This is a genomic window from Burkholderia sp. FERM BP-3421 (assembly GCF_028657905.1).
GTDB lineage: Bacteria > Pseudomonadota > Gammaproteobacteria > Burkholderiales > Burkholderiaceae > Burkholderia.
This window is the reverse complement of sequence record NZ_CP117782.1, coordinates 1,912,500-1,938,960: the sequence shown is the minus strand read 5'-3', so window position 1 is coordinate 1,938,960 and position 26,461 is coordinate 1,912,500. Positions and strand designations below refer to the sequence as shown.

At 69.8% G+C, this 26,461-nt stretch carries 24 protein-coding genes and 1 pseudogene; 11 read left to right on the top strand and 14 right to left on the bottom strand.

Features of this window, described 5'->3' with window-relative positions; all coding sequences use genetic code 11:
• Positions 1-33: 33 nt before the first annotated feature.
• A complete protein-coding gene (locus tag Bsp3421_RS24660) occupies positions 34-1,614 on the bottom strand; it encodes a hypothetical protein (RefSeq protein ID WP_274004227.1) in 1,581 nt (526 codons plus the stop codon).
• 252 nt (positions 1,615-1,866) lie between these two features.
• Positions 1,867-2,799: a LysR family transcriptional regulator gene (locus tag Bsp3421_RS24655; RefSeq protein WP_337995322.1), complete on the bottom strand. Its 933-nt coding sequence runs from the start codon at positions 2,797-2,799 to the stop codon at positions 1,867-1,869.
• Positions 2,800-2,920: 121 nt separating this feature from the next.
• Between Bsp3421_RS24655 and Bsp3421_RS24650 the strand changes: the two genes are divergently transcribed.
• Entirely contained in the window at positions 2,921-4,477 is a 1,557-nt protein-coding gene (locus Bsp3421_RS24650; RefSeq protein ID WP_274004222.1) for an MFS transporter, read from the top strand.
• On the opposite strand, the gene Bsp3421_RS24645 is transcribed toward Bsp3421_RS24650, so the two are convergent.
• Genes Bsp3421_RS24645 through Bsp3421_RS24635 form a run of 3 tightly spaced genes read right to left on the bottom strand, consistent with a single transcriptional unit; the run spans position 4,372 to position 6,244 of the window.
• Positions 4,372-5,550, bottom strand: coding sequence for an acyltransferase family protein (locus Bsp3421_RS24645; protein WP_274004221.1), 1,179 nt, complete (start codon positions 5,548-5,550; stop codon positions 4,372-4,374). The two genes, Bsp3421_RS24650 and Bsp3421_RS24645, sit on opposite strands and share 106 nt — an antisense overlap.
• Entirely contained in the window at positions 5,547-5,864 is a 318-nt protein-coding gene (locus Bsp3421_RS24640; RefSeq protein ID WP_274004220.1) for a hypothetical protein, read from the bottom strand. The genes Bsp3421_RS24645 and Bsp3421_RS24640 overlap by 4 nt, the downstream gene beginning before the upstream one ends.
• Positions 5,861-6,244 (bottom strand): BlaI/MecI/CopY family transcriptional regulator, encoded by a 384-nt coding sequence (locus tag Bsp3421_RS24635; RefSeq protein WP_274004218.1) that lies wholly within the window; start codon positions 6,242-6,244, stop codon positions 5,861-5,863. The genes Bsp3421_RS24640 and Bsp3421_RS24635 overlap by 4 nt, the downstream gene beginning before the upstream one ends.
• Positions 6,245-6,696: 452 nt before the next feature.
• Here Bsp3421_RS24635 and Bsp3421_RS24630 point away from each other — a divergent pair, with 452 nt between their 5' ends.
• Positions 6,697-6,915 (top strand): type II toxin-antitoxin system HicB family antitoxin, encoded by a 219-nt coding sequence (locus Bsp3421_RS24630; protein WP_274004217.1) that lies wholly within the window; start codon positions 6,697-6,699, stop codon positions 6,913-6,915.
• A gap of 190 nt (positions 6,916-7,105) precedes the next feature.
• On the opposite strand, the gene rng is transcribed toward Bsp3421_RS24630, so the two are convergent.
• The 9 genes from rng to upp form a co-directional block, all read right to left on the bottom strand.
• The gene (gene rng / locus Bsp3421_RS24625) at positions 7,106-8,575 is read right to left on the bottom strand and encodes a ribonuclease G (RefSeq protein WP_274004216.1); all 1,470 of its coding nucleotides are present in this window, start codon (positions 8,573-8,575) and stop codon (positions 7,106-7,108) included.
• Positions 8,576-8,583: 8 nt separating this feature from the next.
• The gene (locus Bsp3421_RS24620; protein ID WP_274004214.1) at positions 8,584-9,207 is read right to left on the bottom strand and encodes a Maf family protein; all 624 of its coding nucleotides are present in this window, start codon (positions 9,205-9,207) and stop codon (positions 8,584-8,586) included.
• A gap of 49 nt (positions 9,208-9,256) precedes the next feature.
• Positions 9,257-9,727, bottom strand: a complete 471-nt coding sequence (gene rlmH, locus Bsp3421_RS24615; RefSeq protein ID WP_274004212.1) for a 23S rRNA (pseudouridine(1915)-N(3))-methyltransferase RlmH — start codon at positions 9,725-9,727, stop codon at positions 9,257-9,259.
• A 16-nt stretch (positions 9,728-9,743) separates the two neighbouring features.
• A complete protein-coding gene (gene rsfS / locus Bsp3421_RS24610) occupies positions 9,744-10,190 on the bottom strand; it encodes a ribosome silencing factor (RefSeq protein ID WP_274004210.1) in 447 nt (148 codons plus the stop codon).
• Positions 10,191-10,195: 5 nt separating this feature from the next.
• The gene (locus Bsp3421_RS24605; RefSeq protein WP_274004341.1) at positions 10,196-10,897 is read right to left on the bottom strand and encodes a nicotinate-nucleotide adenylyltransferase; all 702 of its coding nucleotides are present in this window, start codon (positions 10,895-10,897) and stop codon (positions 10,196-10,198) included.
• A 37-nt stretch (positions 10,898-10,934) separates the two neighbouring features.
• Positions 10,935-11,858 carry an oxygen-dependent coproporphyrinogen oxidase gene (hemF, locus tag Bsp3421_RS24600; RefSeq protein WP_274004209.1) on the bottom strand — a complete coding sequence of 308 codons (924 nt, stop codon included), beginning with the start codon at positions 11,856-11,858 and terminating at the stop codon, positions 10,935-10,937.
• A 124-nt stretch (positions 11,859-11,982) separates the two neighbouring features.
• Positions 11,983-13,260, bottom strand: a complete 1,278-nt coding sequence (gene purD, locus Bsp3421_RS24595; protein WP_274004207.1) for a phosphoribosylamine--glycine ligase — start codon at positions 13,258-13,260, stop codon at positions 11,983-11,985.
• A gap of 106 nt (positions 13,261-13,366) precedes the next feature.
• Positions 13,367-14,095, bottom strand: a complete 729-nt coding sequence (locus Bsp3421_RS24590) for a YebC/PmpR family DNA-binding transcriptional regulator (RefSeq protein WP_274004205.1) — start codon at positions 14,093-14,095, stop codon at positions 13,367-13,369.
• Between the two features lie 165 nt (positions 14,096-14,260).
• A complete protein-coding gene (gene upp, locus Bsp3421_RS24585; RefSeq protein ID WP_274004203.1) occupies positions 14,261-14,911 on the bottom strand; it encodes a uracil phosphoribosyltransferase in 651 nt (216 codons plus the stop codon).
• Between the two features lie 194 nt (positions 14,912-15,105).
• On the opposite strand from upp, the gene Bsp3421_RS24580 reads away from it, so the two are divergent.
• The 9 genes and pseudogenes from Bsp3421_RS24580 to kdpE all read left to right on the top strand — a co-directional run bounded on the left by Bsp3421_RS24580 (position 15,106) and on the right by kdpE (position 26,455).
• Positions 15,106-15,885 carry an SDR family oxidoreductase gene (locus Bsp3421_RS24580; RefSeq protein WP_274004201.1) on the top strand — a complete coding sequence of 260 codons (780 nt, stop codon included), beginning with the start codon at positions 15,106-15,108 and terminating at the stop codon, positions 15,883-15,885.
• Between the two features lie 79 nt (positions 15,886-15,964).
• Positions 15,965-16,342: pseudogene (locus tag Bsp3421_RS24575) on the top strand (methylglyoxal synthase); the annotation flags it as partial.
• 546 nt (positions 16,343-16,888) lie between these two features.
• Positions 16,889-17,863, top strand: a complete 975-nt coding sequence (locus Bsp3421_RS24570) for a quinone oxidoreductase family protein (protein ID WP_274004199.1) — start codon at positions 16,889-16,891, stop codon at positions 17,861-17,863.
• A 271-nt stretch (positions 17,864-18,134) separates the two neighbouring features.
• Positions 18,135-18,227: a K(+)-transporting ATPase subunit F gene (gene kdpF / locus Bsp3421_RS24565; protein WP_252983462.1), complete on the top strand. Its 93-nt coding sequence runs from the start codon at positions 18,135-18,137 to the stop codon at positions 18,225-18,227.
• Positions 18,224-20,035 carry a potassium-transporting ATPase subunit KdpA gene (gene kdpA / locus Bsp3421_RS24560; protein ID WP_274004197.1) on the top strand — a complete coding sequence of 604 codons (1,812 nt, stop codon included), beginning with the start codon at positions 18,224-18,226 and terminating at the stop codon, positions 20,033-20,035. The genes kdpF and kdpA overlap by 4 nt, the downstream gene beginning before the upstream one ends.
• Before the next feature lie 55 nt (positions 20,036-20,090).
• Entirely contained in the window at positions 20,091-22,187 is a 2,097-nt protein-coding gene (kdpB, locus tag Bsp3421_RS24555) for a potassium-transporting ATPase subunit KdpB (protein ID WP_274004195.1), read from the top strand.
• A 12-nt stretch (positions 22,188-22,199) separates the two neighbouring features.
• On the top strand, positions 22,200-22,781 hold the full coding sequence (kdpC, locus tag Bsp3421_RS24550; RefSeq protein ID WP_274004194.1) for a potassium-transporting ATPase subunit KdpC: 582 nt from the start codon (positions 22,200-22,202) through the stop codon (positions 22,779-22,781).
• A 133-nt stretch (positions 22,782-22,914) separates the two neighbouring features.
• Complete coding sequence (locus tag Bsp3421_RS24545; protein WP_274004193.1) at positions 22,915-25,764, top strand: sensor histidine kinase; 2,850 nt, start codon at positions 22,915-22,917, stop codon at positions 25,762-25,764.
• Complete coding sequence (kdpE, locus tag Bsp3421_RS24540; protein ID WP_252983457.1) at positions 25,757-26,455, top strand: two-component system response regulator KdpE; 699 nt, start codon at positions 25,757-25,759, stop codon at positions 26,453-26,455. The genes Bsp3421_RS24545 and kdpE overlap by 8 nt, the downstream gene beginning before the upstream one ends.
• Positions 26,456-26,461: the final 6 nt, after the last annotated feature.

Below are 26,461 nucleotides of genomic sequence, written 5' to 3'. Positions count from 1 at the left end.
CGCCCGCGCATGCGGCGCGAAAACCGGCCGGACTCAGCGCACCGTGCGCGCGTCGGCCACGCGCGCGCGCAGCGCCGCGTCGACCTGCGCGACGACGTCGTCCCAGTCGTGCAGCGTGTGCTGGCGGAACAGCCGCAGCGACGGATACCACGCCGAATGCTCGCCCGCGAGGCCCCAGCGCCATTCCGGCGCGGCGGGCAGCAGGCCCCATGCGGGCTTGCCGAGCGCGCCCGCGAGATGCAGCGGCGACGAATCGATCGAGATCACGAGGTCGAGCGCGTCGATGAAGCCGGCCGTGTCCGCGAAGTCCGCCCAGCGGTTCGACAGATCGTGCGCGATGAGGCCCGCCTGTTCGGCGAGGGCGTCGTTCGCGCCGTTCTTTTGCAGCACGAACCAGTCGATGCCGGGAATGCGCGCGAGCGGCGCGAGCGCGGCGGGGGGCACGAAGCGGTCGATGCCGCTGAAATTGTGCGGGTTGCTGTACCAGCAGAGGCCGACCTTGAGCGGCGCGGGGTAGCGCGCGAGTTCGGCGGCCCAGCGTTGCCGCGCGGCCGCGGGCGCGTGCAGATACGCGCGCCGCGCGCCGTCGGGCATGCCGAGGTGGGCGGGCAGCAGGTAGTCGAACACCCAGTAGTCGAAGCTGGGCCAGCGCTCGATGAGCCAGGTCGGGGCGACTTCGTCGGCGCCGTCGAGATCCTGCATCAGCCGCAGCAGTTCCGGGCGGCAGGCGAAGGTCACGTGCGCGCCGGCCGCCTTCAGGTCGCGCGCGTAGCGCGCCATCATCAGGTTGTCGCCGATGCCCGCGTAGTACGCGACCAGGATGCGCTTGCCCGCGAGCGGCTCGCCGCGCCAGCGACGATCGTGGAACGGGGTGAGGCCGGGATAGCGGGCGTCGAGATGCGCCGCGTTCGCGAGGCCGTCGAGGCGACGCCAGCCGCCCGCCGTGTCGCCGAGCAGGATCTCCAGCTCGCCGAGCGCGCCGATCGCGTCGATGCGGGTCGGCGCGAGCGCGACCGCACGCTCGAAGCACGGCCGCGCGGCGTCGAACGCGCGCTGCATGTAGTGCGCCTTGCCGACGGTCAGCAGCGCGTCGACGTCGTCCGGGTGCGCGGCGAGCCAGGCCTCGCCGTCCGCCGCCGCGCGACCGTAGTCGGACAGGTAGCGGCAGCGGATCCGCAAGGCGTCGGCCGGATCGGCCTCGTCGAGCGCGCGCGCCGCGTGAAAGCGCATCAGCGCGGGATCGTGCGAGAACAGGTAGAGCTGGGCGAGCGCCGCGTGCGCGCGGCTGTCGCGCGGCGCAATGCGCAGCGCGCGGTGGAAGTGTTCGATGGCCTCCTGGCCGTCGGTCAGGTAGTTCGACGCCAGGATGCCGGCCTGCAGCCAGGGCAGCGGCGAGCCGGGCGCGCGCGCCGCCCACTGCGCGCACCAGTCGATCGCCGCGCGGGTCGCGCCGGACTCGGCGAGCAGATACGTGAGGTCGAGCGAGGCGGGCAGGCGCGACGGGTCGAGCGCGAGCGCGTCACGCCAGTGTGCGAGCGCTTCGTCGGCGCGTCCGGCGCGGGCGGCGGCCTGCGCGTGTTGTTCGAGCACGGCGGCTTGAGACGGGTGGTTCATCCTCGATTCCTGGGGCGGTCTTGCAGCGGGCGCGGCGGCGTTGCCCGGATGAGCGGCCGGGCAACGCCGGGTCATCATAAGGGATTGACGGCGGGGTGGGCAGGGGCGGGTTTTTGCGGAGATCGCGCGGGGGCGCGGGTTCGGCGGCGATCAGCCTGCCCGACCGGGGGCATGGCCGATGGGCCGCGACCTCGGCGGCTCGACCCGCGCGCACCGGCTTCGGCAGCGCGTCGCGTCGTCATCCCGCCGGGGCTAGGCCGACGCCTCGATCTGCTGCGCCGCGCTCAGCGCATACAACTGCTCACGCAGCCACCGATGCGCGGGATCGGCCTGCCAGCGCGGGTGCCATGCGGCGTGCAGCGTGAAGCCCTCGGTGTCGAGCGGCAGCGGCAGCAGGTCGAGCCGGTCGGCGAAGCGCATCAGGAAGCGCTCGGGCAACGCGCATACGCAGTCGGTCGCCTCCAGCACGAGCGGCGCCAGGTGGTACTGGTGGACCGATACCGCGACCTGGCGCGTCAGGCCGCGCGCGTGCAGCAGATCGTCCATGAAGCCGTGGAAGCCGCCGCCGTCGCCCGACACGATCACATGGCGCAGTGCGCAGTACGCGTCGAGATCGGGCGGCGCGAGCCCGCGCGGATGCCCCTTGCGCTGCGCCATCACGTAGCGCTCGCGCAGCAGCGGCTGCGCCTGCATGCCGCGCGGCACCGCGAAACCGGCGGCGATCAGCAGATCGGCGTCGCCGCGTTCGAGCAGCGCGCCGTAGGTGTCCGCGCTCGCGTTGCGAAAGCCGATGCGCAGCCCCGGCGCGTCCGCTTCGACGCGTCTCAGCAGATCGAGCCCGACCATCACCACGCCGTTGTCGCTCGCGATGACCTGGAAAGTGCGCGTCGCGTCGGCGGGATCGAACGCCTCGCCTTGCCGCAGCGCCGCGTGCAGCCCGTGCAGCGCGGCGCGCAACGGCGCGCGGATCGCCAGCGCCCGCGCGGTCGGCGTCATGCCGCGGCCGTTCTGCGCGGGCACCAGCAGCGGGTCGCCGAGCAAGGCGCGCAGCCGCGCGAGCTGCGCGGACAGGGCCGGCTGGCTCAGATGCAGCCGGGCGGCCGCGCGCGTCACGTTGGCCTCGTCGAGCAGCACGTCGAGCGCGACGAGCAGGCCGAGATCGGCGCTGCGCAGCGGGGCAGACATATCGGGCATATGGATGGCTCACATATCTACAATCGATTTCAAATATACCAAGGATTTGCGCACACTGGCGCCGGGCGTGGCCGTCGGGGCCGCGCATGACGGACGGGAGGATGCGATGACGATGGAACGGCAGGAACGGCGTGCGCTGTTCGCGCTCGCCAGCGCCAATTTCGCGATGGGCAGCATGTCGTATGGGACGGTCGGCGCATTGCCGGGGCTCGCGGCGGACTGGGGGATCGCGCCGGGGCGCGCGGCCTTGCTGATGGCGGCGTTTTCGGTGACGTTCGCGGTGGGCGCGCCGCTGATCCAGATCGTCGCGGGGCATCGGCGCCGTCGCGGCCTGTTGCTGGGCGGCTTGCTGACGATGGCGCTGGGCACGCTGGCCGGCGCGTTCGCGCCGAGCTTCGGCTGGCTGATGGCGACGCGCGTCGCGGCCGGCGTCGGCGCGGGGGCGGTGAGCCCGGTCGCGACGGCGATCGGCGCGGGGCTCGTGCCCGGCGAACGGCAGGGGCGGGCGCTCGCGATCGTGTTCGTCGGCGTGACGCTGTCGAGCGTGATCAGCGCGCCGCTCGCGGCGTGGGTCGCGCAGATGCTGGGCTGGCGCGCGGTGTACGGCCTGCTCGCCGCGCTCGCGCTGGGCAGCGCGGCCTGGATCGCGGCGCGCGTGCACGATGCGACGCGCGGCGAACGGATGCGCCCGGCGGGGCTCGCGCGCCTGCTTGCGCGGCCCGCGACCGGGGCCGGGCTCGCCGTGGTGGTGTTGCAGACCGCCGCATTCTTCGCGACCTACACGCTGATCCTGCCGTTCTTGACCGCCCGCTTCGGCGCGAGCGCCGAGGCGGGCGCGTTCGCGCTGCTCGTGTTCGGCGTGACGGGCGTGCTCGGCAATCTCGTCGCGCAACGGGCGGCGCGACGCGCGTCGGCCGATCGGCTGCTCGGGATCGCGATGGGCGCGATGCTGCCGGTGTTCTGCGGCTTGCTCGTCTTCGAGGGCGGGCTGCCCGACAGCGTGCGTTTCGTCGGCGCGCTGGGTCTGCTGATGGTGTGGGCGCTGATGCAGGACCTGTTTTATCCGTCGCAGCTGCGGCGCGTGGTGGCGCTCGAACCGGGCTGTCGCGGCATGGTGCTCGCGCTCAATTCGTCGGGCATCTTCGCGGGGATTTCGCTGGGCGCGAGCATCGGCGGGCGGGTGGCCGACCACTGGGGCGTGTGGGGGCTGCCGCTCGCGTCGGTGCTGCTGACGCTGGCCGCGTTCGGGGCGTGGGCGTTTTCGCGCTACTGGCTGGCGCGAGCGGCGCGTGGCGCGCGCGGGTGGACGGCCTCGCGGGGCGGGTGGGCGCGAGTGAGCGCGGCCGGCCGGGCGCGCCGTGCGCTGCCGTGCGCGGCGGGTGGCGCGTCGATTGCGATGCCGCGACGCGCAGGTTGCGAGCGTGACCCGAGGGATGCTCGGTCCGTCACGTCTCGCCCGTGTCTCGCTCGTGCCGTTTCCGGCCGGCTTCGCGCGGCGCGCGCCGGGATGCCCGGCGACCTGAGCGCGCGCATCGGCGCGCTCAGGTCGTGCATGCGTCGCGTTCAGGCGTCGGGATCGAGCGCGCCGGACGTCGCGCCGCGCCGCGCCGGCGACGACAGCCCCGGCGTCAGCCGTCGGCGTATGCCGCGATTCAGCGGCTCCGCGTAGCACCGCGCGATCAACGCGCTCGATGCGGCCGACAGCAGCAGATAGACGGCCAGCAGTGCCAGCTTGTCGTTGCCCGTCACGTCCGGCCGGGGAAAGCGTGCTTTCAGCAGGCCGAGCACGATCAGATGGAACAGATACAACTCGTAGCTGAGGCGGCCGAACCATTCGAGCCACGCGGATGCGCGTGCGCGCCGACGCGTCGCTTCGGCAGGGTTTTCCTGTCCGGTGAGCAGCAGCGCGGCGGTGCCGAGCGCCATCGCCGTGATTCCGGGCACGTTGGCTTCGCTGATCGGCCAGGACAGGTACAGGACGACCATCGCCGCGGCGGCGAGCCAGCGCAGCCACGCGCGGGCCTGCTCGCGCAGCGCGACGCGTCGGGCGAGCAGGGCCGTGCAGCACCCGATAGCGATCGCATCGAAGCAGGCGAAGTAGGCGTAGAGGAAATTCTCTGCATCGCCTTGATGCGTGTATCGATACACGGGGCCGACGAGGATGATCGCGATCCAGAAGGCGACGAGCCGCGACTCGCGCCTCAAGGCGACGCACAGCAGCGGGAACGACAGGTAGAACACCTCTTCGACCGACAGTGACCACAGCACGCCGAGCGGGTAGTTGATCCAGCCGTGTGTGCCGATCAGCACGTTCATCCAGAACGTCAGCGAGGCGAGGTTCACGAGCCAGAAGGACACCGGTGAGCCGGTTTCGGCGTGATTCTGGAAGATCGCGACGCCGACGGCGGCGAGCACGTTGACGACGACCAGCAGCAACAGCAGGCAGGGCAGGATGCGCGCGATCCGCAAGGCGTAGAACACGCGGATCGGGACGTTGCCGAGTCCGGACCAGCGCCGCGCCGTATTCGCGGTGATCAGGTAGCCCGAGATGACGAAGAACATCGTCACGCCGTAGTTGCCGTTGCGCGCGACCGCGCGCACCGCCTCCCGGCCGAACAGGTGCGCGAGCGTGGTGTCATCCAGGCGGTAGGCGATGTTGAAGTGATGAAACAGGACGAGCAGGATCGAGATGCCGCGCAGCACGTCGATCCGATGATTCCGGGGCGCGGCGCTCGTGTTCACGCGGCCTCCGTCGCCCATGTCACGAAGGCCGCGCCCGCTTCGCGCAGCACGGCTTCGCGGGCTTCCCAGCTGAAGCCGGGGGCGTCGTAATAGGCCGCGGCGAGCAGGGGCGCGCGGCCGGGCGGACGCACGAGCGCGTAGTCGTTGGTTTCGCCTTCGACGCTGGTCAGCAGCGCATAACGGGCGCGCGGATCGGCTTCGCGAAGCAGCCTGAGCGACAGCGCCGCAGCGATGCCGATCAACGCGCCTTTCCAGACGAAATGCAGGAGCGCCCAGCCCACGGCCTGGACGAACACCGGGGACGCAGCGCTCACCGATCCTCTCCGTGCAGGAATTGCTGGATCTCGTCGCGTTCTTTCTTCGTGACGTGCCCGCGCAACGCGGCCAGCACGAGCGCCTTGCCCGAGCCGGAGAACGCCTTGTGGATCAGTTCCTTCAGGAGGCGGGTTTGCAGCGCGTTCTGGCTGTGTGCGGGTGCGTACACGTGCGAGCGTTCACTTTCGTCACGCGTCAGTAGCCCCTTGGCATGCATGATCTGCATCTGGCGCAGGACGGTGGCGTAGGTGACGTCCGGGCGCTCCGCCTGCATGGTCTGATGGACCTGCTTCACGGTGGCGGGGCCGAGCGGCCACAGCACGCGCAGGAGATCGAGTTCGGCGGCGGTCGGTTTGGTGGGCGGGGGAGTCTTGGCCATCTTGGAGTCGGAGCGGGTGGTGCGATGCGATGTAGAATAATTTGTCTAGAAAGAATTGTCTACATTGCTGTGATGGAGATCCGGCCGCGCGAGCAGCGTCTCGATTCAGGTTGGACGTGAAGCGGGGAGCCGGGAGGAACGCGGTACCCGGTCGGTGGGCCGTTCCATCATGGCGTGATGGCAGAATGCGCGGTCATTTGCGCATGCGTTTCAAACATCGTAAAACGCCGGGGGGATTTTCGCGGAGCCCGTTTCGGGCAACTTGGCGCTTGCCTGTATCGGCGCGCTAATGCAGTCGTTGGGTGGTGAGGTGTTGGAGTAAGAGGGCGCGCGTGTGAAGCGGGTCCTCGACGGCATCGTCAGCGCCGCCATTTTTCGTATCCGGGCAAGGAGGCGCGCCGTTACCAGGGGGAAGCGGCCCGTGAGTTCTTGGAGTGGGCAGGAGGGAATCCGTGAATACCATGCAATACAAAGGCTGCACGGCTCACATCGAATTCGACGATCGGGACAATATCTTTGTTGGGCGAGTGCTGGGCGTGACCCCGATCATCGGCTTTCATGGCGAGACGATGGGGGCGCTTCGGCGCGCGTTCGAGGTCGCGGGCGATGATTTCCTGGCCGACAGCGCCGAGCGTGGCGTGACGCCGGGAAAATCGCTCCGGGCAAACTGATGCTGCGGAATTTGCCTGGAGGCTCATGCGGATGTTGGTAGCGTGGTGCGAGCCTCGGGCAAGCACGTCAATCAATGGGGCGCTGAGGTGCTTGCGCTGGTTGCGCGTGCTTGACTTGGCTTTTAATTGAACCGACCGTAGAACTTGCTGCATACATAAGGAGAAGCGAGTCTCCCGGTCGGCGCCGCGCTCACATCAGCACGATGTCATACTGCTCCTGACTCAGATTCGATTCCACCTGCAGCGACACCGGCTTCCCGATGAAATCGATCAGCATCGCCAGATGCTGCGATTCCTCGTCGAGGAACAGGTCGATCACCTGCTGCGACGCGATCACGCGGAATTCCCTCGGATTGAACTGCCGCGACTCGCGCAGGATCTCCCGCAGCACGTCGTAGCACACCGTACGCGAGGTCTTCACCTGCCCCTTGCCCTGGCAGGTCGGGCACGGCTCGCACAGCACGTGCGCGAGCGATTCGCGGGTGCGCTTGCGGGTCATCTCCACGAGCCCGAGCTGCGAGAACCCGTTCACGGTCACCCGCGTGCGGTCGCGCGACAGCGCCTTCTTCAGCTCGCTCAGCACCGCGTCGCGATGCTCGGCGTTCTCCATGTCGATGAAGTCGATGATGATGATCCCGCCCAGGTTGCGCAGCCGCAGCTGCCGCGCGATCGTATGCGCGGCCTCCAGGTTGGTCTTGAAGATCGTGTCGTCGAAGTTGCGCGCGCCGACATAGCCGCCCGTGTTGACGTCGATCGTCGTCATCGCCTCGGTCTGGTCGATCATCAAATAGCCGCCCGACTTCAGATCGACCCGCCGCGACAGCGCGCGCAGGATCTCCGACTCGATGTTGTACAGGTCGAACAGCGGCCGCTCGCCGGTGTAGTGGTGCAGCTTCGGGCTCACCGCCGGCGTGAACTCGGCCGCGAACTCGGCAAGCCGCTGGTAGGTCTCGCGCGAATCGACCTGGATCCGCGACGTGTCGTCGTTCGCGAAGTCGCGCAGCACGCGCTGCGCGAGATCGAGATCCTGATAGAGCAGGCTCGTCGCCGGCAGCCGCTGCGCCTGGGCGACGATCGTCGCCCAGGTCTTGCGCAGGTACGCGACGTCGGCCCCCAGCTCGTCGCCCGTCGCGTCCTCCGCGATCGTGCGCACGATATAGCCGCCTTTCTCCTCGGCCGGAATCACGGCGGTCAGCCGCGCGCGCACCGCCTCGCGCTCGGCCTCGCTCTCGATCTTCTGCGAGATGCCGATGTGCGGCTCCTGCGGCAGGTACACGAGCGTGCGGCCCGCGATGCTCACCTGCGTCGACAGCCGCGCGCCCTTCGTGCCGATCGGATCCTTGATCACCTGCACCATCAGCGTCTGGCCTTCGAACACCGTCTTCTCGATCGGCTGGTGCGCCGGCGTAGACTGCGTGTCGCCCGCGGGCCGCGGCTGCCAGATGTCGGCCACGTGCAGGAACGCGGCGCGCTCGAGCCCGATGTCGATGAACGCGGACTGCATGCCGGGCAGCACGCGCACCACCTTGCCGAGGTAGATGTTGCCGACGCGCCCGCGCGACAACGTGCGCTCGACGTGAAGCTCCTGCACGGCGCCTTGCTGCACGAGTGCCACCCGCGTTTCCTGGGGCGTGAGATTGATCAGGATTTCTTCGTTCATGGTCGGGTTCAGAAGGCGACGTCCGCCGCGCGCAGCAGCGCCGCGGTCTCAAAAAGGGGCAGACCCATGATACCCGAATGGGATCCGTCGATCCGCTCGACGAATTCGGCGGCGCGTCCCTGGATCGCATAGGCGCCCGCCTTGCCGAACGGTTCGCCGCTGTCCACGTAGCGCTGCAGCGCGTCGGGCGCGGCCGGCGCGAAGCGCACCACGGAGCGCGACAGCGCGGGCGGCAGCAGCGCGCCGGCTGCGTCGATCACCGCGAGTGCGGTCAGGACTTCGTGCGAGCGGCCGGCGAGGCGGCCCAGCATCGCGAGCGCGTCGGCCGCGTCGGCGGGCTTGCCGAGGATCGCGCCGTCGATCGTCACGGTGGTGTCGGCGACCAGCACGGGCGCGGCCGGCAGGCCGCGCGCGCCGCGCCGCGCCCGCGCGGCTTCCGCTTTCGCGACGCAGACCCGCTGCACGTAACGGTCCGCCGGTTCGCCGGGCAGCTCGGCCTCGAGCGCCTCGGCATCCTCGTCGGCGTGCGGCAACAGCAGTTCGAAGCGCACCCCGAGCTGGTTCAGCAGCTCCTGGCGGCGCGGGCTTTGCGAGGCGAGATAGATGAACGGGAAGGCGGGGGCGGCGGGCATGGCGGTCGGGTTCTCGGTTGGCGCGCGGCGCGCGTCCGAGGACGCCGCGTCACGCGCGATGGTAGGGGTGATTCTGCGTGATGCTCCACGCGCGGTAAAGCTGTTCGGCGAGCAGCACGCGCACCATGCCGTGCGGCAGGGTGAGGCTCGACACGCGCAGCAGCACGTCGGCGCGCGCTTTCAGCGCCGGGTCGAGGCCGTCGGCGCCGCCGATCACGAACGCGACGTCGCGGCCGTCCTGCTGCCACTCGGGCAGCGCCTGCGCGAGCTGCATCGTGGTCCAGTCGCGGCCGCGCTCGTCGAGCGCGACGAGACGGGCCTGCTTGGGCAGCGCGGCCTCGATCTTCTGCCGCTCGGCGGCCATCACGCTCTCGGCGCTGCGGCCGCCCGAGCGCAGCTCGGGCTTGATCTCGCGCAACTCGATGCGCAGTTCGGGCGGCATCCGCTTCGCGTATTCGTCGAAGCCGGTCGCGATCCAGCCGGGCATCTTGTGGCCGACCGCGAGGATGTGCAGTTTCATGCGGACCGCGCGCGACTCAACGGCGGCGGTTGGCCGGCTGCTTGCGGGCGGGCGCCGGGGCGGCGTCCTCGTCCTCGTCGTCCCCGTCGAGCGGCTCGCTCGGGCGCGCGGGCGCGTTGCCGCCGAGCTTGAGCCGCACCGGCTTGTCGCCCCAGATCTCCTCGAGGTTGTAGTACTGGCGCAGCGCCGGTTGCAGGATGTGCACGACCGCGTCGCCGCAGTCGACCAGCACCCATTCGCCGGTTTCCTCGCCTTCGGAGCTGACGACGTCGCCGCCCGCCTTCTTGACCTCGTCGCGCACGTTCGACGCGAGCGCCTTGGTCTGGCGGTTCGAGGTGCCCGACGCGACGATCACGCGGTCGAACAGCTCGGTCAGGTGGCTGGTGTTGAAGACTTTGATGTCTTGCGCCTTGACGTCTTCGAGGGCGTCGACGATGACGCGTTGGAGTTTGCGGATATCCATGGAATTCAGGGGTGGTAAAGACGGTGTTGAAGAATATAGGCCCACACGGCGGCGGGGACGTGTTCGGCCGAGGCGCCCGGCATCCGTTCGCGCCGCGCGATGCATTCGCGCAGGTGCGCGCGGATGTCGGTGGCGGCGACGTCGAACGCGAGCGCCGTGTCGATCAGCAGGCGGCCGGCGGCGCGGGACTGCAACGCCTCCGGGCCGGCCGTGCGCCGCGCGATTTCGCGCGCGACGGCGGGCGACGCGGTGCCCAGGTCGAAACCCGGACGGCTCGCGGCGCCGATGTGCGCGAACTCGAACAGGCGCGGCCAGTCGCGCCAGGTGTCGAGCCGCACGAGCTGGTCCGCGCCGATCAGCAGCGTGAGCGACGCGTCGGGGCCGATCCGCGCGCGCCAGCGCTCGAGCGTCTCGACCGTGTAGGTCGGGCCGGCGTGGTCGATCTCGTCGGTCGCGACGCTGACCTCGACGCCCGGCAGCACCAGCGAGTCGGCGGCGGCGCGGGTCATCGCGAGCCGGTGATCGGCCGCCGACACGCCGCTCTTCTGGTACGGCTGGCCGGCCGGCATCAGCACCAGTTCGGTCAGCGCGAGCAGCCCCGCGAAGCGGCGCGCGAGCGCGAGATGACCGTCGTGGATCGGATCGAACGTGCCGCCCAGGATGCCGATTCGGCGTGGCAGCGGGGTGGGGCGGGCGGAAGTGTCCAGAACGCGTCCTCTGCTGGGTTCGAAGGGGCGGACGGGCTTACGCCCAGTCGCGCGGCACCAGGAAATCGCTGTAGAGGCGCGCCTCCGGCGTGCCCGGCTCGGGCTGCCAGTCATAGCGCCAGTTCGCCGTCGGCGGCATCGACATCAGGATCGATTCGGTCCGGCCGCCGCTTTGCAGCCCGAACAGCGTGCCGCGGTCGAACACGAGGTTGAACTCCACATAGCGGCCGCGCCGGTAGCCCTGGAACGCGCGTTCGCGCTCGCCGTACGGCGTGTCGCGGCGGCGCTCGAGGATCGGCAGGTAGGACGGCAGGAACGCGTCGCCGACGCTTTGCATCAGCTCGAACGCGCGCTCGAACCCCGGCTCGGCGAAATCGTCGAAGAAGATCCCGCCGATTCCGCGCGCCTCGTTGCGGTGCTTGAGGAAGAAATACTCGTCGCACCAGGTCTTGAAGCGCGGGTACAGCTCGACGCCGAACGGGGCGAGCGCCGCGCGGCAGGTGCGGTGGAAGTGCTGCGCGTCTTCCTCGTAGCCGTAGATCGGCGTCAGGTCCATGCCGCCGCCGAACCAGAAGATCGGCGCTTCGCCGGCCTTGGTCGCGATCAGCATGCGCACGTTCATGTGCACGGTCGGGCAGTGCGGGTTGCGCGGATGCAGCACCAGCGACACCCCGAGCGCCTCGAAGCCGCGCCCGGCGAGCTGCGGCCGCGCGGCGCTCGCGGAGGCCGGCAGCGCGTCGCCCGCGACGTCGGAAAAGCCGATGCCCGCGCGCTCGAAGACGCCGCCGTCCTCGAGGATCCGCGTGCAGCCGCCGCCGCGCAGGCGCTCGCCGGGGCCGCGCTGCCACGCATCGGTCGCGAGCGGTGCGCCGTCGAAGGCGCCAAGCGCGTCGGCGATGCGGGTTTGCAGCCCCTGCAGATAGGCGCGCACGCGGGGGACGTCGTAAGTCGAATCGGTCATCTGGGTACGGATGGCGCCCTTTTTTCGAGGGCGCCGTTCAAAAAGCATCTGCCGGGCATTCTAGCGAACCCCGGCAGAACAGGGGCGTCGCCCGCGCGGGCGACGCCGGAACGGATGCGGCGCGTCAGGCCGGCTTGCGGCTCAGCGCGCGGTAGCCGATGTCGCGACGATACTGCATGCCTTCGAAGTTGATCTGGTTGATCACTTCGTAGGCGGCCTGCTGGGCGCCGCGCACCGAGTCGGCGAGCCCGACCACGCACAGCACGCGGCCGCCCGAGGTGACGAGCTTGTCGCCGTCGTAGGCGGTGCCCGCGTGGAAGGTGACCGCGTGCGGCGCTTCCTCGGAGATGCCGTTGATGCGGTCGCCCTTGCGCGGCGTGTCGGGATAGCCGTGCGCGGCGAGCACGACGCCGAGCGCGGTGCGGCGGTCCCAGTCGAGCTCGACGGTGTCGAGCGTGCCCGCGATCGCCTGTTCGACGACCTTCGAGAAATCGCTCTTCAGGCGCGCCATGATCGGCTGGGTTTCGGGATCGCCCATGCGGCAGTTGAATTCGAGCGTGCGCGGGTTGCCGTCCTTGTCGATCATCAGGCCCGCGTACAGGAAGCCGGTGAAGCGGATGCCGTCCTTCTCCATGCCGCGCACGGTCGGCATGATGATCTCGCGCATCACGCGCGCGTGCATCTGCGGCGTGACGATCGGCGCGGGCGAGTAGGCGCCCATGCCGCCCGTGTTCGGGCCGCGGTCCTCGTCGAGCAGGCGCTTGTGGTCCTGGCTCGACGCGAGCGCGAGCGCATGCTTGCCGTCGACCATCACGATGAAGCTCGCTTCCTCGCCGTCGAGGAATTCCTCGATCACGACGCGCGCGCCGGCATCGCCGAGCTTGTTGCCGGACAGCATCATGTCGACGGCCGCGTGCGCCTCGTCGGCCGTCATCGCGACCACCACGCCCTTGCCGGCCGCGAGGCCGTCGGCCTTCACCACGATCGGCGCGCCTTTCGCGTCGATGTACGCGTGCGCGGCGGCCGCGTCGGAGAAGGTGTCGTAATCGGCGGTCGGGATCCCGTGGCGTTTCATGAACGCTTTCGCGAAATCCTTCGAGCTTTCGAGCTGGGCCGCCTCGCGGGTCGGGCCGAACACCTTGAGGCCGCGCGCGCGGAACAGGTTGACGATGCCCGCCGCCAGCGGCGCTTCCGGGCCGACCAGCGTGAACGCGACCTGCTCGGCCTCGGCGAAGTCGGCGAGGTCCTCGAGCGAAGTGAGGTCGATGTTCTTCAGGCGCTCGTCCTGCGCGGTGCCGCCGTTGCCGGGGGCAACGTAGACGAGCTGGACGCGCGGCGACTGCGCGAGCTTCCAGGCCAGCGCATGTTCGCGGCCGCCGGAGCCGACGACGAGTAGTTTCATGGGATTCCCCGCAGACTAAGAATTGGGGCGGCCGGCGCGCCTGTCGGACGCGCCGGCCGCGAAATCGGTCCGGCCGCCGCGTCGCGCGCGAGCGGCGGCGTCATGCTTATTCCCCGGCGATGACGGCGTTCGTATACACCTCCTGGACGTCGTCGAGGTCTTCGAGCACGTCGAGGAGCTTCTGCATCTTCACCGCGTCGTCGCCGGTGAATTCCACTTCGTTCTGCGGCTTCATCGTCACTTCGGCGAGTTCGGCCTTGAAGCCGGCCGCCTCGAGCGCGTCCTTCACCTGCGAGAACGCCTGCCAGTCGCACAGCACCTCGATGCTGCCGTCGTCGTTCGTGTTGACGTCGTCGGCGCCCGCCTCGAGCGCGGCTTCCATCAGCGCGTCTTCCGAGGTGCCGGGCGCGAACAGGAACTGGCCGACGTGATCGAACATGAACGCCACCGAGCCGTCGGTGCCCATGTTGCCGCCGTACTTCGAGAACGCGTGCCGGACTTCGGCGACCGTGCGCACGCGGTTGTCGGTCAGCGTGTCGACGATGATCGCGGCGCCGCCGATGCCGTAGCCTTCGTAGCGGATTTCCTCGTAGTTCGCGCCATCCGCGCCGCCGACGCCGCGGTCGATCGCGCGCTTGACGTTGTCCTTCGGCATGTTCGCGTCGGCCGCCTTGTCGACCGCGAGACGCAGGCGCGGATTCGAGCCCGGGTCGCCGCCGCCGAGGCGCGCGGCCACCTGGATTTCCTTGATCAGGCGGGTCCAGACCTTGCCGCGCTTCGCGTCGGCAGCCGCTTTCTTATGCTTGATGTTGGCCCATTTCGAGTGACCAGCCATACCTTTCTCCGTCGCCCGCGCACATTCCGCGCAGGCGTTTTAGCTATCTGTCGTTGAGTCCCGCGGCCGCGGCAGGGGCGTGCGCCCGGGGCCGCCCGGTGTCGGGTGGAGCGTGATTTTATCATGCGGCGGTGCCGCGCCCGGACGGGGCGGCCCGCCCGGCGCTCAGTTCTTGGTGCCGAACAGGCGGTCGCCGGCGTCGCCGAGGCCCGGCACGATGTAGGCGTGCTCGTCGAGGTGCGAGTCGAGCGAGCCGACGTACAGCTTCACGTCCGGATGCGCGTCCTGGAACACCTTCACGCCCTCGGGCGCGGCGACCAGCGCGAGGAACATGATCCGCTCGCCGGGCACGTTGCGGCGCTTGAGCACGTCGACCGCGTAGGCGGCCGAGTAGCCGGTCGCGACCATCGGGTCGCACAGGATGAACACGCGGTCTTCCAGGTCCGGCAGGCGCACCAGGTACTCGACCGGGCGGTGATCGTCGGCGCGGTACACGCCGATGTGGCCGACCCGGGCCGACGGCACGAGGTCGAGCAGGCCGTCCGACATGCCGACGCCGGCGCGCAGCACCGGCACGATCGCGAGCTTCTTGCCCGCGATCACGGGCGCGTCGATCTCGACCAGCGGGGTTTCGACCCGCTTGGTCGTGATCGGCAGGTTGCGGGTGATCTCGTAGCCCATCAGCAGCGTGATCTCGCGCAGCAACTCGCGGAACGTGCGCGTCGACGTGTCCTTGTCGCGCATGTGGGTGAGCTTGTGCTGGATCAGCGGGTGGTCGAGGATGAAGAGATTGGGGAAACGGCTGTCCTGTTTCATGACGGGCGCCTGGCGGCAAAAAGGATTCGGGGGCGGCGGCCGGCTCCGGAGGGCGGCTGCGCGCGATACGGCCGTAAGTTTACCGAAGATGGGCGGCGCGATCCGGATATTATCGACGTTTCGATGGCGCGCGCCCGCCGCGCGGCCGTTTCCCGCTAACGCACACGGCCGGACACCGGCAAGGAAGGGCTCAGATGGATCTTGGCATCGCAGGACGGACCGCGCTGGTGTGCGCGGCCAGCAAGGGGCTCGGGCGCGGCTGCGCGCAGGCGCTCGCGGCCGAGGGCGCGAAGCTCGTGATCGTGGCGCGCACGCCGGACACGCTCGAGGCGGCCGCCGAGGCGATCCGCGCGGGCACCGGCGCGGCGGTGACGGCCGTCGCCTGCGACATCACGACGCCGGAGGGGCGGGCGCAGGCGCTGGCCGCGTGTCCGCAGCCGGACATCCTGGTGACCAACGCGGGCGGGCCGCCGCCGGGCGATTTCCGCCATTTTTCCCGCGACGACTGGATCCGCGCGCTCGACGCGAACATGCTGACGCCGATCGAGCTGATCCGCGCGACGATCGACGGGATGATCGGGCGGCGCTTCGGCCGGATCGTCAACATCACGAGTTCGGCCGTGAAGGCGCCGATCGACGTGCTCGCGCTGTCGAACGGCGCGCGTTCGGGGCTGACGGGCTTCGTCGCGGGGCTCTCGCGCAAGGTGGCCGAGCACAACGTGACGATCAACAACCTGCTGCCGGGCCTGTTCGACACCGACCGGATCACGACCACGCTCGAGGCGTCGGCGCGCGAGAGCGGGGTCGACCTCGACACGATGCGCGCGCGGCGCGTGCAGGGCATTCCGGCGCGGCGGCTCGGGCAGCCGGACGAGTTCGGCGCGGCCTGCGCGTTCCTGTGCAGCGCGCACGCGGGCTACATCACCGGGCAGAACTGGCTGCTCGACGGCGGCGCGTATCCCGGCACGTTCTGAGCCCTGACGCATCATGGTTTCGCCGGGCGTCGGCGCCGCGCGCCGCCGCCCGCTTTTCGCTTCGAGAGGACTGACCCGCATGAATGCACCGCGCATTGCGCTGATCGCGCACGATGCCAAGAAGGATGAGATCGTCGCGCTGACGGGCGCCTACCGCGACACGCTCGCGCGATGCGTGCTGCTCGCGACCGGCACGACGGGCGGCCGGATCGCCGCCGCGCACGCGCTCGAGGTCGAGCGCAAGCTGTCTGGGCCGCTCGGCGGCGACCAGCAGATCGGCGCCGAGCTGGCGTCGGGGCGTGTCGACATGGTGGTGTTCCTGCGCGACCCCATGACGGCGCAGCCGCACGATCCCGACATCAATGCGCTGGTGCGCGTGTGCGACGTGCACGACGTGCCGGTCGCGACCAACGTGGCGACGGCGCGCGTGCTGCTCGACGATCTGGCGCGCCGGCTGGCGCGGGATGAGGGCGCGCCCGCGCCGGCGGGCCTGTGGGCGGCCGGCGCGGGCGCGGGGCGAACGACGGCGCGCGGTCGTCGTTCGCCTGTTGGTCGGGCGGCGCGTCGCCGCCGCCGGCTCAGTCGACCGTCTGGATCAGCAGGGTGGCCTGCCCGGTGTTGTCGCCGCACATGTCGTCGGTGACGAAGCCCCGGAGGGTGAGGGCGTTCCCGACGTCGCGGCTTGCGCGGCGCAGGAGGCAAGGGCCATCAGGAGGGGGCAGCGATGGAAATGCGCATGACTCGGATCCTTGATTTGATTTGGAGTTTGACTGGACGGCACATCTGCACATCTGCACATCTGCACGCCGGTGCGGCTTGACCGACGCCCGACATAACGGCACCGACGAACCTGTCTTTATCCTTTCGTCCGATTTATTTGACGGCGCGCAGCGCCGGCGTCCCGGGGCGGCGTCAGCAAGGAATCCGCCAACGCGCGAGAATCATGCGTCCCGTCGCAAGACGGCCGAATCTCCCCTGAACATCGAACCCAGGAGTACGACGCATGCCGAAAGCAATCCGCTATGACCAGCCGGGCGGTCCGGACGTGATGAAGTGGGTCGACGTCGAGGTCGGCGAGCCGCAGGCCGGCGAGGTGCGCGTGAAGCACCACGCGGTCGGTCTCAACTACATCGACGTTTATTTCCGCACCGGGCTCTATCCGCAGCCGCTGCCCGGCGGCCTCGGGATGGAGGCGGCGGGCGAAGTGACGGCGGTCGGCGCGGGCGTCGCCGCGCTGCGCCCGGGCGATCGCGTCGCCTACGTGACCCAGCCGCCCGGCGCGTATGCGCAGGAGCGCGTGGTGCCCGCCGAGAAGCTCGTCAAGCTGCCCGACGCGATCAGCTACGACGATGCGGCGTCGGTGATGCTGCAAGGCCTGACCGCGCACTACCTGCTGCGCCGCACCTATCCGGTGAAGGCGGGCGACACGATCCTGATCCACGCGGCCGCGGGCGGCGTCGGGCTGCTCGTCTGCCAATGGGCGAAGGCGCTCGGCGCGACGGTGATCGGCACGGTCGGCTCGGACGAGAAGGCGGAACTGGCGAAGGCGCACGGCTGCGACCATCCGATCGTCTACACGCGCGAGAACTTCACGCAGCGCGTGCGCGAGCTGACGAACGGCGCGGGCGTGCCGGTGGTCTACGACTCGATCGGCAAGGACACCTACGTCGGCTCGCTCGACAGCCTCGCGCCGCTCGGCTACTTCGTGAGCTTCGGCAACGCCTCCGGCCCGCTGCCGCCGATCGACTCGAAGGAGTTCGCGTCGCGCGGCTCGCTGTTCTTCACGCGCCCGACGCTGTTCTCGTACATCGGCAAGCGCGCCGATCTCGAACGCAACGCGGCCGAGCTGTTCGACGTGCTCGGTTCGGGCCAGGTCGCGACCAGCATCCGCCAGCGCTATCCGCTCGCCGAGGTCGCGCGCGCGCACGAGGATCTCGAAGCGCGCCGCACCACGGGCTCGACCATCCTGGTTCCCTGAGCGATCCCCTCCGGCCGGCCGCCACGCGCCGGCCGCACCCGCCGGGGCCTTGCCCCGGCGGCGTCGTTTACGTGTTTTTTACACCCCTCGTCAGACCTTTGACCCGTCCTTTACACGCATTCCCATAACGTTCTATCCGTCTGATTCCGAAGACGGAGAACATAAAAATGGATGCGGTGTATGTAGGTGGGTTGGTGCTGTTCGCGGCACTGATCTTCGCGTTGATCGCCGGCTGCGAGAAGCTTGCGCAATACGGTCGCGGGGGGCGTTCATGAGCTGGATGCTGTGGTTGGCCGGGGCGTCCACCGCCCTGTTGTTCGCATACCTCGTCTATGCGCTGCTGCGCGCGGAGGACATCGAATGAATGCGAACAATCTGTTCCAGGCGGCGCTGTTCGTCGTGATCCTGCTGGCCGCCGCGGTGCCGGTGGCCGGTTACCTGACGCGCGTGATGGAAGGCGCGTCGCGCGTGAACCGCGTGTTCGGTCCGCTCGAACGCGCGCTCTATCGGGTCGCGGGCGTCGATCCGCAGGCGGAGATGACGTGGAAGCAGTACGCGGTCGCGACGATCGCGTTCAACGTGCTCGGCGTGCTGTTCCTCTATGGGCTGCTGCGCGTGCAGGGCGGGCTGCCCGGCAACCCGCAGCAGTTCGGCGCGATGACGGTCGACGGTGCGTTCAACACCGCGATCAGCTTCGTCACCAACACCAACTGGCAGGACTACACGCCCGAGCAGACGGTCAGCTACCTGACGCAGATGCTCGGTTTCACGGTGCAGAACTTCCTGTCGGCCGCGACCGGGATCGTCGTCGTGATCGCGCTGATCCGCGGTTTCGCGCGTCATACCGCGCGCACCATCGGCAACTTCTGGATCGACGTCACGCGCGTCACGCTGTACGTGCTGGTGCCGATGGCGGCCGTGGTCGCCGCGCTGCTGATGAGCCAGGGCGTGATCCAGAACCTGAAGTCCTACCAGGACGTGCCGACCCTGCAGACCACCACCTACGCGGCGCCGAAGCTCGACGCGCAGGGCAACCCGGTCAAGGACGCGCAGGGCAATCCGGTCACGGTGCCGACCCAGGTGAAGTCGCAGACGCTCGCGATGGGGCCGGTCGCCTCGCAGGAAGCGATCAAGATGCTCGGCACCAACGGCGGCGGCTTCTTCAACGGCAACTCGGCGCATCCGTATGAAAACCCGACGCCGTTCTCGAATTTCCTGCAGATCTTCTCGATCCTGATCATCCCGGCCGCGCTGTGCATCGTGTTCGGCCGCATGATCGGCGATCGCCGCCAGGGCATCGCGGTGCTCGCGGCGATGACGGTCGCGCTCGTGGTCGCGATCGGCATCGAGGTGAGCGCGGAGCAGGGCGGCACCCCGGTTCTGAGCGCGCTGCACGTCGACCAGTCGGCGAGCGCGCTGCAGGCGGGCGGCAACATGGAAGGCAAGGAAACCCGCTTTGGCATCGCGCAGACGGGGATCTTCGTGGTCGCGACCACGGCCGCGTCGTGCGGCGCGGTGAACGCGATGCACGATTCGCTGACGCCCGTCGGCGGGCTCGTGCCGATGCTGCTGATGCAGCTGGGCGAGGTGATCTTCGGCGGCGTCGGGTCCGGCCTCTACGGGATGCTGGTGTTCGCGCTGCTCGCGGTGTTCGTCGCGGGCCTCATGATCGGCCGCACACCCGAGTACGTCGGCAAGAAGATCGAGTCCTACGAGATGAAGATGGTGTCGATCGTCGTGCTGCTGACGCCGATGCTCGTGCTGGTCGGCACCTCGGTCGCGGTGCTCAGCGCCGCCGGCAAGGCGGGTATCGCGAACCCCGGCCCGCACGGCTTCTCGGAGATCCTGTACGCGTTCAGCTCGGCCGCGAACAACAACGGCAGCGCGTTCGCGGGCCTGACCGTGGGCACGCCGTTCTACAACTGGATGACCGCGATCGCGATGTGGTTCGGCCGCTTCGGCACGATCATCCCGGTGCTCGCGATCGCCGGCTCGCTTGCCGCGAAGAAGCGGATCGCCGCGACGGGCGGCACGATGCCGACCCACGGGCCGCTGTTCGTCGTGCTGCTGCTCGGCACGGTGCTGCTGGTGGGCGCGCTGACCTACGTGCCGGCGCTGGCGCTCGGCCCGGGCGTCGAGCATCTGATGCTGTTCACCGGCGGCGGCCAGTAAGCCGGCCGGAGACCACGATACAAGCCCCTCTGCAAATGGGCATCTGAGGATTGCAATGAATCAACATTCCGCTACGCGATCCATGTTCGACCCGGCGCTGGTGCGCCCGGCGATCGTGGATTCGTTCAAGAAACTCACGCCGCGCACGCAGTTCCGCAACCCGGTGATGTTCTGCGTGTACGCCGGCAGCATCCTGACCACGATCCTGTGGATCGCCGCGCTGGCCGGCCAGGCCGAGGCGCCCGCGGGCTTCATCCTCGCGGTCGCGCTGTGGCTGTGGTTCACCGTGCTGTTCGCGAACTTCGCCGAGGCGCTCGCGGAAGGGCGCTCGAAGGCGCAGGCCGCCTCGCTGCGCAGCGCGAAGAAGGATGTGATGGCGAAGAAGCTCAACGAGCCGCATCCGAAATCGCCGATCCGCATCACCACCGCGAGCGACCTGCGCAAGGGCGACGTGGTGCTGGTCGAGGCCGGCGATACGATCCCGGCCGACGGCGAGGTGATCGAGGGCGTCGCGTCGGTCGACGAATCGGCGATCACCGGCGAATCCGCGCCGGTGATCCGCGAGTCGGGCGGCGACTTCTCGTCGGTCACGGGCGGCACGCGCGTGCTGTCCGACTGGATCGTGGTGAAGGTCACGGCGAACCCGGGCGAGGCCTTCCTCGACCGCATGATCGCGATGGTCGAGGGCGCGAAGCGCCAGAAGACGCCGAATGAGATCGCGCTGACCATCCTGCTCGTCGCGCTGACCATCGTGATGCTGCTCGCGACCGCGACGCTGCTGCCGTTTTCGATGTTCTCGGTCGAGGCGATGAAGGCGGGCCACGTGGTGACCATCACCGCGCTCGTCGCGCTGCTGGTGTGCCTGATCCCGACCACGATCGGCGGGTTGCTGTCCGCGATCGGCGTGGCCGGCATGAGCCGCATGATGCAGGCCAACGTGATCGCCACCTCGGGCCGCGCGGTCGAGGCGGCGGGCGACGTCGACGTGCTGCTGCTCGACAAGACCGGCACGATCACGCTCGGCAACCGCCAGGCCTCGCTGTTCGTGCCGGCGCCGGGGGTGACGGAGGAGGCGCTGGCCGATGCGGCGCAGTTGTCGTCGCTCGCCGACGAGACGCCGGAAGGCCGCAGCATCGTGGTGCTCGCGAAGGAGCGCTTCAACATCCGCCAGCGCGACATGGGCGCGCTGCACGCGACCTTCCTCGGCTTCTCCGCGCAGACCCGCATGAGCGGCGTCGATCTACCCGGCCGCGAGATCCGCAAGGGCGCGGCCGATGCGATCAAGCGCTACGTCGAGAGCCACGGCGGTCGTTTCCCGGACGAAGTGCGGCGCGCGGTCGACGACGTCGCGCGGCGCGGCAGCACGCCGCTCGTGGTGGCCGACCTGCAGACGGGCGACGCGGGCCACGGTGCGCGCGTGCTCGGCGTGATCGAGCTGAAGGACATCGTGAAGGGCGGCATCAAGGAACGTTTCGCCGAGCTGCGCAAGATGGGCATCAAGACCGTGATGGTGACGGGCGACAACCGCCTGACCGCCGCCGCGATCGCCGCCGAGGCCGGGGTCGACGACTTCCTGGCCGAGGCCACGCCGGAGACCAAGCTCGCGACGATCCGCGAGCATCAGGCGGCGGGGCGGCTCGTCGCGATGACGGGCGACGGCACCAACGACGCGCCGGCGCTCGCGCAGGCGGACGTCGCGGTGGCGATGAACACCGGCACGCAGGCGGCGAAGGAGGCGGGCAACATGGTCGATCTCGACTCGAACCCGACCAAGCTGATCGAGATCGTCGAGATCGGCAAGCAGATGCTGATGACGCGCGGCTCGCTGACCACGTTCTCGATCGCGAACGACGTCGCGAAGTATTTCGCGATCATTCCGGCCGCGTTCGCGACGACCTATCCGCAGCTGAACGCGCTCAACGTGATGCATCTGGCGACGCCGTCGTCCGCGATCATGTCGGCGGTGATCTTCAACGCGCTGATCATCGTGCTGCTGATTCCGCTCGCGCTCAAGGGCGTGCGCTATCGCGCGCTCGGCGCCGCGTCGCTGCTGCGCCGCAATCTGCTGGTCTACGGGCTCGGCGGGATCCTGGTGCCGTTCGTCGGCATCAAGCTGATCGACATCGTGCTCGCCGCTTTCGGCTGGGTTTAAAGGAATACCGTCATGAAATCGCTTTTTCGTCCGCTCATCGTCGTGTTCGTCGTGCTGGTCGCCATCACGGGCCTCGCCTATCCGGCCGTGATGACCGTGTTCGGGCAGGCCGTGTTTCCCGCGCAGGCGAACGGCAGCCTGATCGAACAGAACGGCAAGGTGGTCGGCTCCGCGCTGATCGGCCAGCAGTTCGATGCGCCGCGGTACTTCTGGGGCCGCCTGTCGGCGACCACGCCGATGCCGTACAACGCGACCGGTTCCGGCGGCTCGAACCTCGGGCCGCTGAATCCGTCGCTGTCCGATCAGGTCAAGGGCCGGCTCGACGCGCTGAAGGCGGCTGGCACCGACCTCTCGAAACCGGTTCCGGTCGACCTCGTGACCGCCTCCGGCAGCGGCCTCGATCCGGAAATCAGCCCGGCCGCGGCCGACTACCAGGTCGAGCGGGTGGCCCACGCGCGCAAGCTGCCGGCCGACGCCGTGCGGCAGCTCGTCGCGGCGAACACCAGCGGCCGCCAGTTCGGCGTGCTCGGCGAGGCGCGCGTGAACGTGCTGAAGCTGAACCTCGCGCTGGACGCCGCGCAGGCCGCGCACTGAGGCGGCTCGCCGCGCGGCGGCGCGCCGACCGACCGTCCTGATGCAGGCGGCGCCGATCCGGCGCCGCCTTTCCCTTTTTGGCGATTTCGAACGACAATTCGTTCCATCGCGTGCCCGGAGACCCCGCATTCGCATGAACCGCCCCGATCCCGACCAACTTCTCGACAAGCTGCAGCGCGACGCGGAACGACAACAGCGCGGTACGCTGAAGATCTTCTTCGGCGCGTCCGCGGGCGTCGGCAAGACCTACGCGATGCTGCAGGCCGCGCGCGCGCGGCTCGGCGAGGGCGTTGACGTGCTGGTCGGCATCGTCGAGACCCACGGCCGCGGCGAGACCGCCGCGCTGCTCGCCGGGCTCGAGGTGCTGCCGCTCGTCCAGATCGACTATCGTGGCCGCACGCTCGGCGAGTTCGACCTCGACGCCGCGCTCGCGCGCAAGCCGCAGCTGATCCTCGTCGACGAACTCGCGCATTCGAACGTGCCGGGCGCCCGTCACCTCAAGCGCTGGCAGGATGTCTACGAACTGCTCGACGCGGGCATCGACGTCTACACGACGGTCAATGTTCAGCATCTGGAGAGCCTCAACGACGTGGTCGGCGCGATCACCGGGATCCGCGTCTGGGAAACGGTTCCGGACCGGGTGTTCGACGCGGCCGACGAGGTGACGCTGGTCGACCTGCCCGCCGAGGAGCTGCTCGCGCGGATGCGCGACGGCAAGGTCTACATGGCGCAGCAGGCCGAGCGGGCGGTGCGCAACTTCTTCCGCAAGGGCAACCTGATCGCGCTGCGCGAGCTGGCGCTGCGGCGCACCGCCGACCGGGTCGACGCGCAGATGCGCGAATACCGCGCGGACCGCTCGATCCAGCGCATCTGGCAGGCGCGCGAGCGGCTCCTCGTGTGCGTCGGCCCCGGTCCCGAGGCGCCGACCCTGGTGCGCGCGGCCGCGCGGCTCGCGGCGAGCCTGAAGGCGGACTGGATCGCGGTGTACGTCGAGACGCCGCGCCTGCAGCGGCTGCCCGACGCGAAGCGGCAGCGCACCCTCGATGCGCTGCGGCTCGCGAGCGAGCTGGGCGCCGAGACGGCGACGCTCGCGGGCGCCGACGCGGTGGCGATGCTGGTCAGCTACGCGCAGGTCCGCAACGTCTCGAAGGTGGTGGCGGGCGGCTCGCCGAAGACCGGCTTCGCGCGCCGGATCGTGCGGCCGTTCGGCGAACGGCTCGCGGAGCGCGCGGGCGATCTCGATCTGATGCTGATCCGCGCGTCGGCGGTCGACGATCCGCGCGCGGCCGCCGCCGACGCGCATCCGGGCGGCTGGCGCGACGCGTTCGCGAGCCTCGCCGGCCACCGCTCGCCGCCGCGCCACTATGGCTACGCGGCCGCGATCTGTGCGGCGATCACGGTCGTCGCGAGCCTGCTGCACGAGCGCCTCGACCTGACCAACCTGGTGATGCTGTACCTGCTCGGCGTCGTGTTCGCGGCGGTGCGGCTCGGGCGCGGGCCGGGCGTGCTGCTGTCGTTCCTGGCGGTGGCCGCGTTCGATTTCTTCTTCGTGCCGCCGCGCATGTCGTTCACGGTGTCGGACACCCAGTACGTGCTGACCTTCCTCGGCATGCTGCTGACCTCGCTCGTGATCAGCCACCTGACGTCGAGCCTGACCCGCGAGGCGGCCGTCGCGCAGCGCCGCGAGCGGCGCACGGGCGCGATGTACGCGATGGCGCGCGAGCTGGCGGCCGCGCTGACCACCGAGCAGATCGTCGGAATCGGCAGCCGTCACGTGGCGGAAGTGTTCCGCGCGCGCGTCGCGATGCTGCTGCCGGACAGCGCGGACCAGGTTCAGCAGAAGATCGAGGAGCCCGACGAGATGGTGACGTTGACGGGCGCGTCGCTCGACATCGACGTCGGCCAGTGGGTGTACGACCAGCAGAAGCCGGCGGGGCGCGGCACCGACACGCTGCCCGCGGCGGCCGCGCTGTACCTGCCGCTGAAGGCGCCGATGCGCACCCGCGGCGTGCTCGCGGTGGTGACCCGGGAGGCGGGCGAGCTGGGGGTGCCGGAGCAGGAGCGCATGCTCGATGCGTTCGCCGCGCAGATCGCGCTCGCGCTCGAACGCGTGCACTACGTCGACATCGCGCGCGACGCGCTCGTCAGCATGGAGTCGGAACGGCTGCGCAACTCGCTGCTGTCGGCGATCTCGCATGATCTGCGCACGCCGCTCACGGCGATCGTGGGCCTGTCGTCGATGCTCGCGAACGCGCGCGCGGCCGTGCGCGACAGCGGCGCGGCCGTGGGGCGCGAGGACGAACTGGTCGAGTCGATCCACGACGAGGCGCTGCGCATGACGGGCATCGTCACCAACCTGCTCGACATGGCGCGGCTCCAGGCCGGCAGCCTGCAGCTCAAGCGCCAGTGGTCGCTGCTCGAGGAGACGATCGGCGCGGCGCTGGCCGCGTGCAAGCGCGTGCTCGCGCGCCATCCCGCGCAGGTGCGGCTGCCGGCCGACCTGCCGCTCCTGCAGATGGACGCGGTGCTGATGGAGCGCCTGTTCGCGAATCTGTTCGAGAATGCGGCGAAATACACGCCGCTCGATTCGCCGCTCGAGATCGGCGCCGAACGCCTCACCGAGGACGGCCAGCCGTTCGTGCGCGTGCATGTCGACGATCGCGGGCCGGGCTTGCCGGCGGGCATGGAAACGCGCATCTTCGAGAAGTTCACGCGCGGCGAGAAGGAGTCGGCGACGCCCGGCATCGGGCTCGGGCTCGCGATCTGCCGCGCCATCGTCGACGCGCACGGCGGCCGGATCGGCGCGCTCAACCGCATCGCGCCGGACGGCCGGGTCGTCGGCGCGCGCTTCTGGTTCACCTTGCCCGTCGACACGCCGCCGCCCGAGCCGGACGCGGCGGACGACGACCCCGATTCCGCCCCGGCGCGCCGGCTCGACCCGCCCGCCTCGGCCCACCACGCAGACCCGCATGACCATGAGTGAACCCACGCTGACCGTCGTCCTGATCGAAGACGAAAAACAGATCCGCCGCTTCGTGCGCGCCGCGCTCGAGGAAGAGGGCATCGCCGTGTTCGATGCCGAGACCGGCAAGCAAGGCCTGATCGAGGCGGCGACCCGCAAGCCGGATCTCGCGATCGTCGATCTCGGGCTGCCCGACACCGATGGCCTCGACGTGATTCGCGAACTGCGCGGCTGGTCGGACCTGCCGGTGATCGTGCTGTCCGCGCGCACCCACGAAGAGGAGAAAGTCGCCGCGCTCGACGCGGGCGCCGACGATTATCTGACCAAGCCGTTCGGCGTGTCGGAGCTGCTCGCGCGGATCCGGGCGCACCTGCGGCGACGCAACCAGGGCGGCGCGAACGAGTCGCCGAAGGTGAGCTTCGGCGCGGTGACCGTGGATCTCGCGCTGCGCCAGGTGTGGCGCGCCGGCGAGACGGTCCACCTGACGCCGCTCGAATACCGGCTGCTCGCGACGCTCGTGCGGCATGCGGGGCGGGTGCTCACGCACCGGCAGCTGCTGCGCGACGTGTGGGGGCCGTCGCACGTCGAGAGCCATCACTACCTGCGGATCTACATGGCGCATCTGCGCCAGAAGCTCGAGAACGATCCGGCGCAGCCCGAGCACATCGTCACCGAGACGGGCGTCGGCTACCGGCTGGTCGGGGCGCTGTGACGCCGG

Excerpts from the sequence above, each read along its gene's own strand:
- Bsp3421_RS24660 (WP_274004227.1), bottom strand. The coding sequence starts at position 1,614 with ATGAACCACCCGTCTCAAGCCGCCGTGCTCGAACAACACGCGCAGGCC.
- Bsp3421_RS24655 (WP_337995322.1), bottom strand. The coding sequence starts at position 2,799 with ATGTCTGCCCCGCTGCGCAGCGCCGATCTCGGCCTGCTCGTCGCGCTC.
- Bsp3421_RS24650 (WP_274004222.1), top strand. The coding sequence starts at position 2,921 with ATGGAACGGCAGGAACGGCGTGCGCTGTTCGCGCTCGCCAGCGCCAAT.
- Bsp3421_RS24635 (WP_274004218.1), bottom strand. The coding sequence starts at position 6,244 with ATGGCCAAGACTCCCCCGCCCACCAAACCGACCGCCGCCGAACTCGAT.
- rng (WP_274004216.1), bottom strand. The coding sequence starts at position 8,575 with ATGAACGAAGAAATCCTGATCAATCTCACGCCCCAGGAAACGCGGGTG.
- Bsp3421_RS24620 (WP_274004214.1), bottom strand. The coding sequence starts at position 9,207 with ATGCCCGCCGCCCCCGCCTTCCCGTTCATCTATCTCGCCTCGCAAAGC.
- rlmH (WP_274004212.1), bottom strand. The coding sequence starts at position 9,727 with ATGAAACTGCACATCCTCGCGGTCGGCCACAAGATGCCCGGCTGGATC.
- rsfS (WP_274004210.1), bottom strand. The coding sequence starts at position 10,190 with ATGGATATCCGCAAACTCCAACGCGTCATCGTCGACGCCCTCGAAGAC.
- hemF (WP_274004209.1), bottom strand. The coding sequence starts at position 11,858 with ATGACCGATTCGACTTACGACGTCCCCCGCGTGCGCGCCTATCTGCAG.
- purD (WP_274004207.1), bottom strand. The coding sequence starts at position 13,260 with ATGAAACTACTCGTCGTCGGCTCCGGCGGCCGCGAACATGCGCTGGCC.
- Bsp3421_RS24590 (WP_274004205.1), bottom strand. The coding sequence starts at position 14,095 with ATGGCTGGTCACTCGAAATGGGCCAACATCAAGCATAAGAAAGCGGCT.
- upp (WP_274004203.1), bottom strand. The coding sequence starts at position 14,911 with ATGAAACAGGACAGCCGTTTCCCCAATCTCTTCATCCTCGACCACCCG.
- Bsp3421_RS24580 (WP_274004201.1), top strand. The coding sequence starts at position 15,106 with ATGGATCTTGGCATCGCAGGACGGACCGCGCTGGTGTGCGCGGCCAGC.
- Bsp3421_RS24570 (WP_274004199.1), top strand. The coding sequence starts at position 16,889 with ATGCCGAAAGCAATCCGCTATGACCAGCCGGGCGGTCCGGACGTGATG.
- kdpF (WP_252983462.1), top strand. The coding sequence starts at position 18,135 with ATGAGCTGGATGCTGTGGTTGGCCGGGGCGTCCACCGCCCTGTTGTTC.
- kdpA (WP_274004197.1), top strand. The coding sequence starts at position 18,224 with ATGAATGCGAACAATCTGTTCCAGGCGGCGCTGTTCGTCGTGATCCTG.
- kdpB (WP_274004195.1), top strand. The coding sequence starts at position 20,091 with ATGAATCAACATTCCGCTACGCGATCCATGTTCGACCCGGCGCTGGTG.
- kdpC (WP_274004194.1), top strand. The coding sequence starts at position 22,200 with ATGAAATCGCTTTTTCGTCCGCTCATCGTCGTGTTCGTCGTGCTGGTC.
- Bsp3421_RS24545 (WP_274004193.1), top strand. The coding sequence starts at position 22,915 with ATGAACCGCCCCGATCCCGACCAACTTCTCGACAAGCTGCAGCGCGAC.
- kdpE (WP_252983457.1), top strand. The coding sequence starts at position 25,757 with ATGAGTGAACCCACGCTGACCGTCGTCCTGATCGAAGACGAAAAACAG.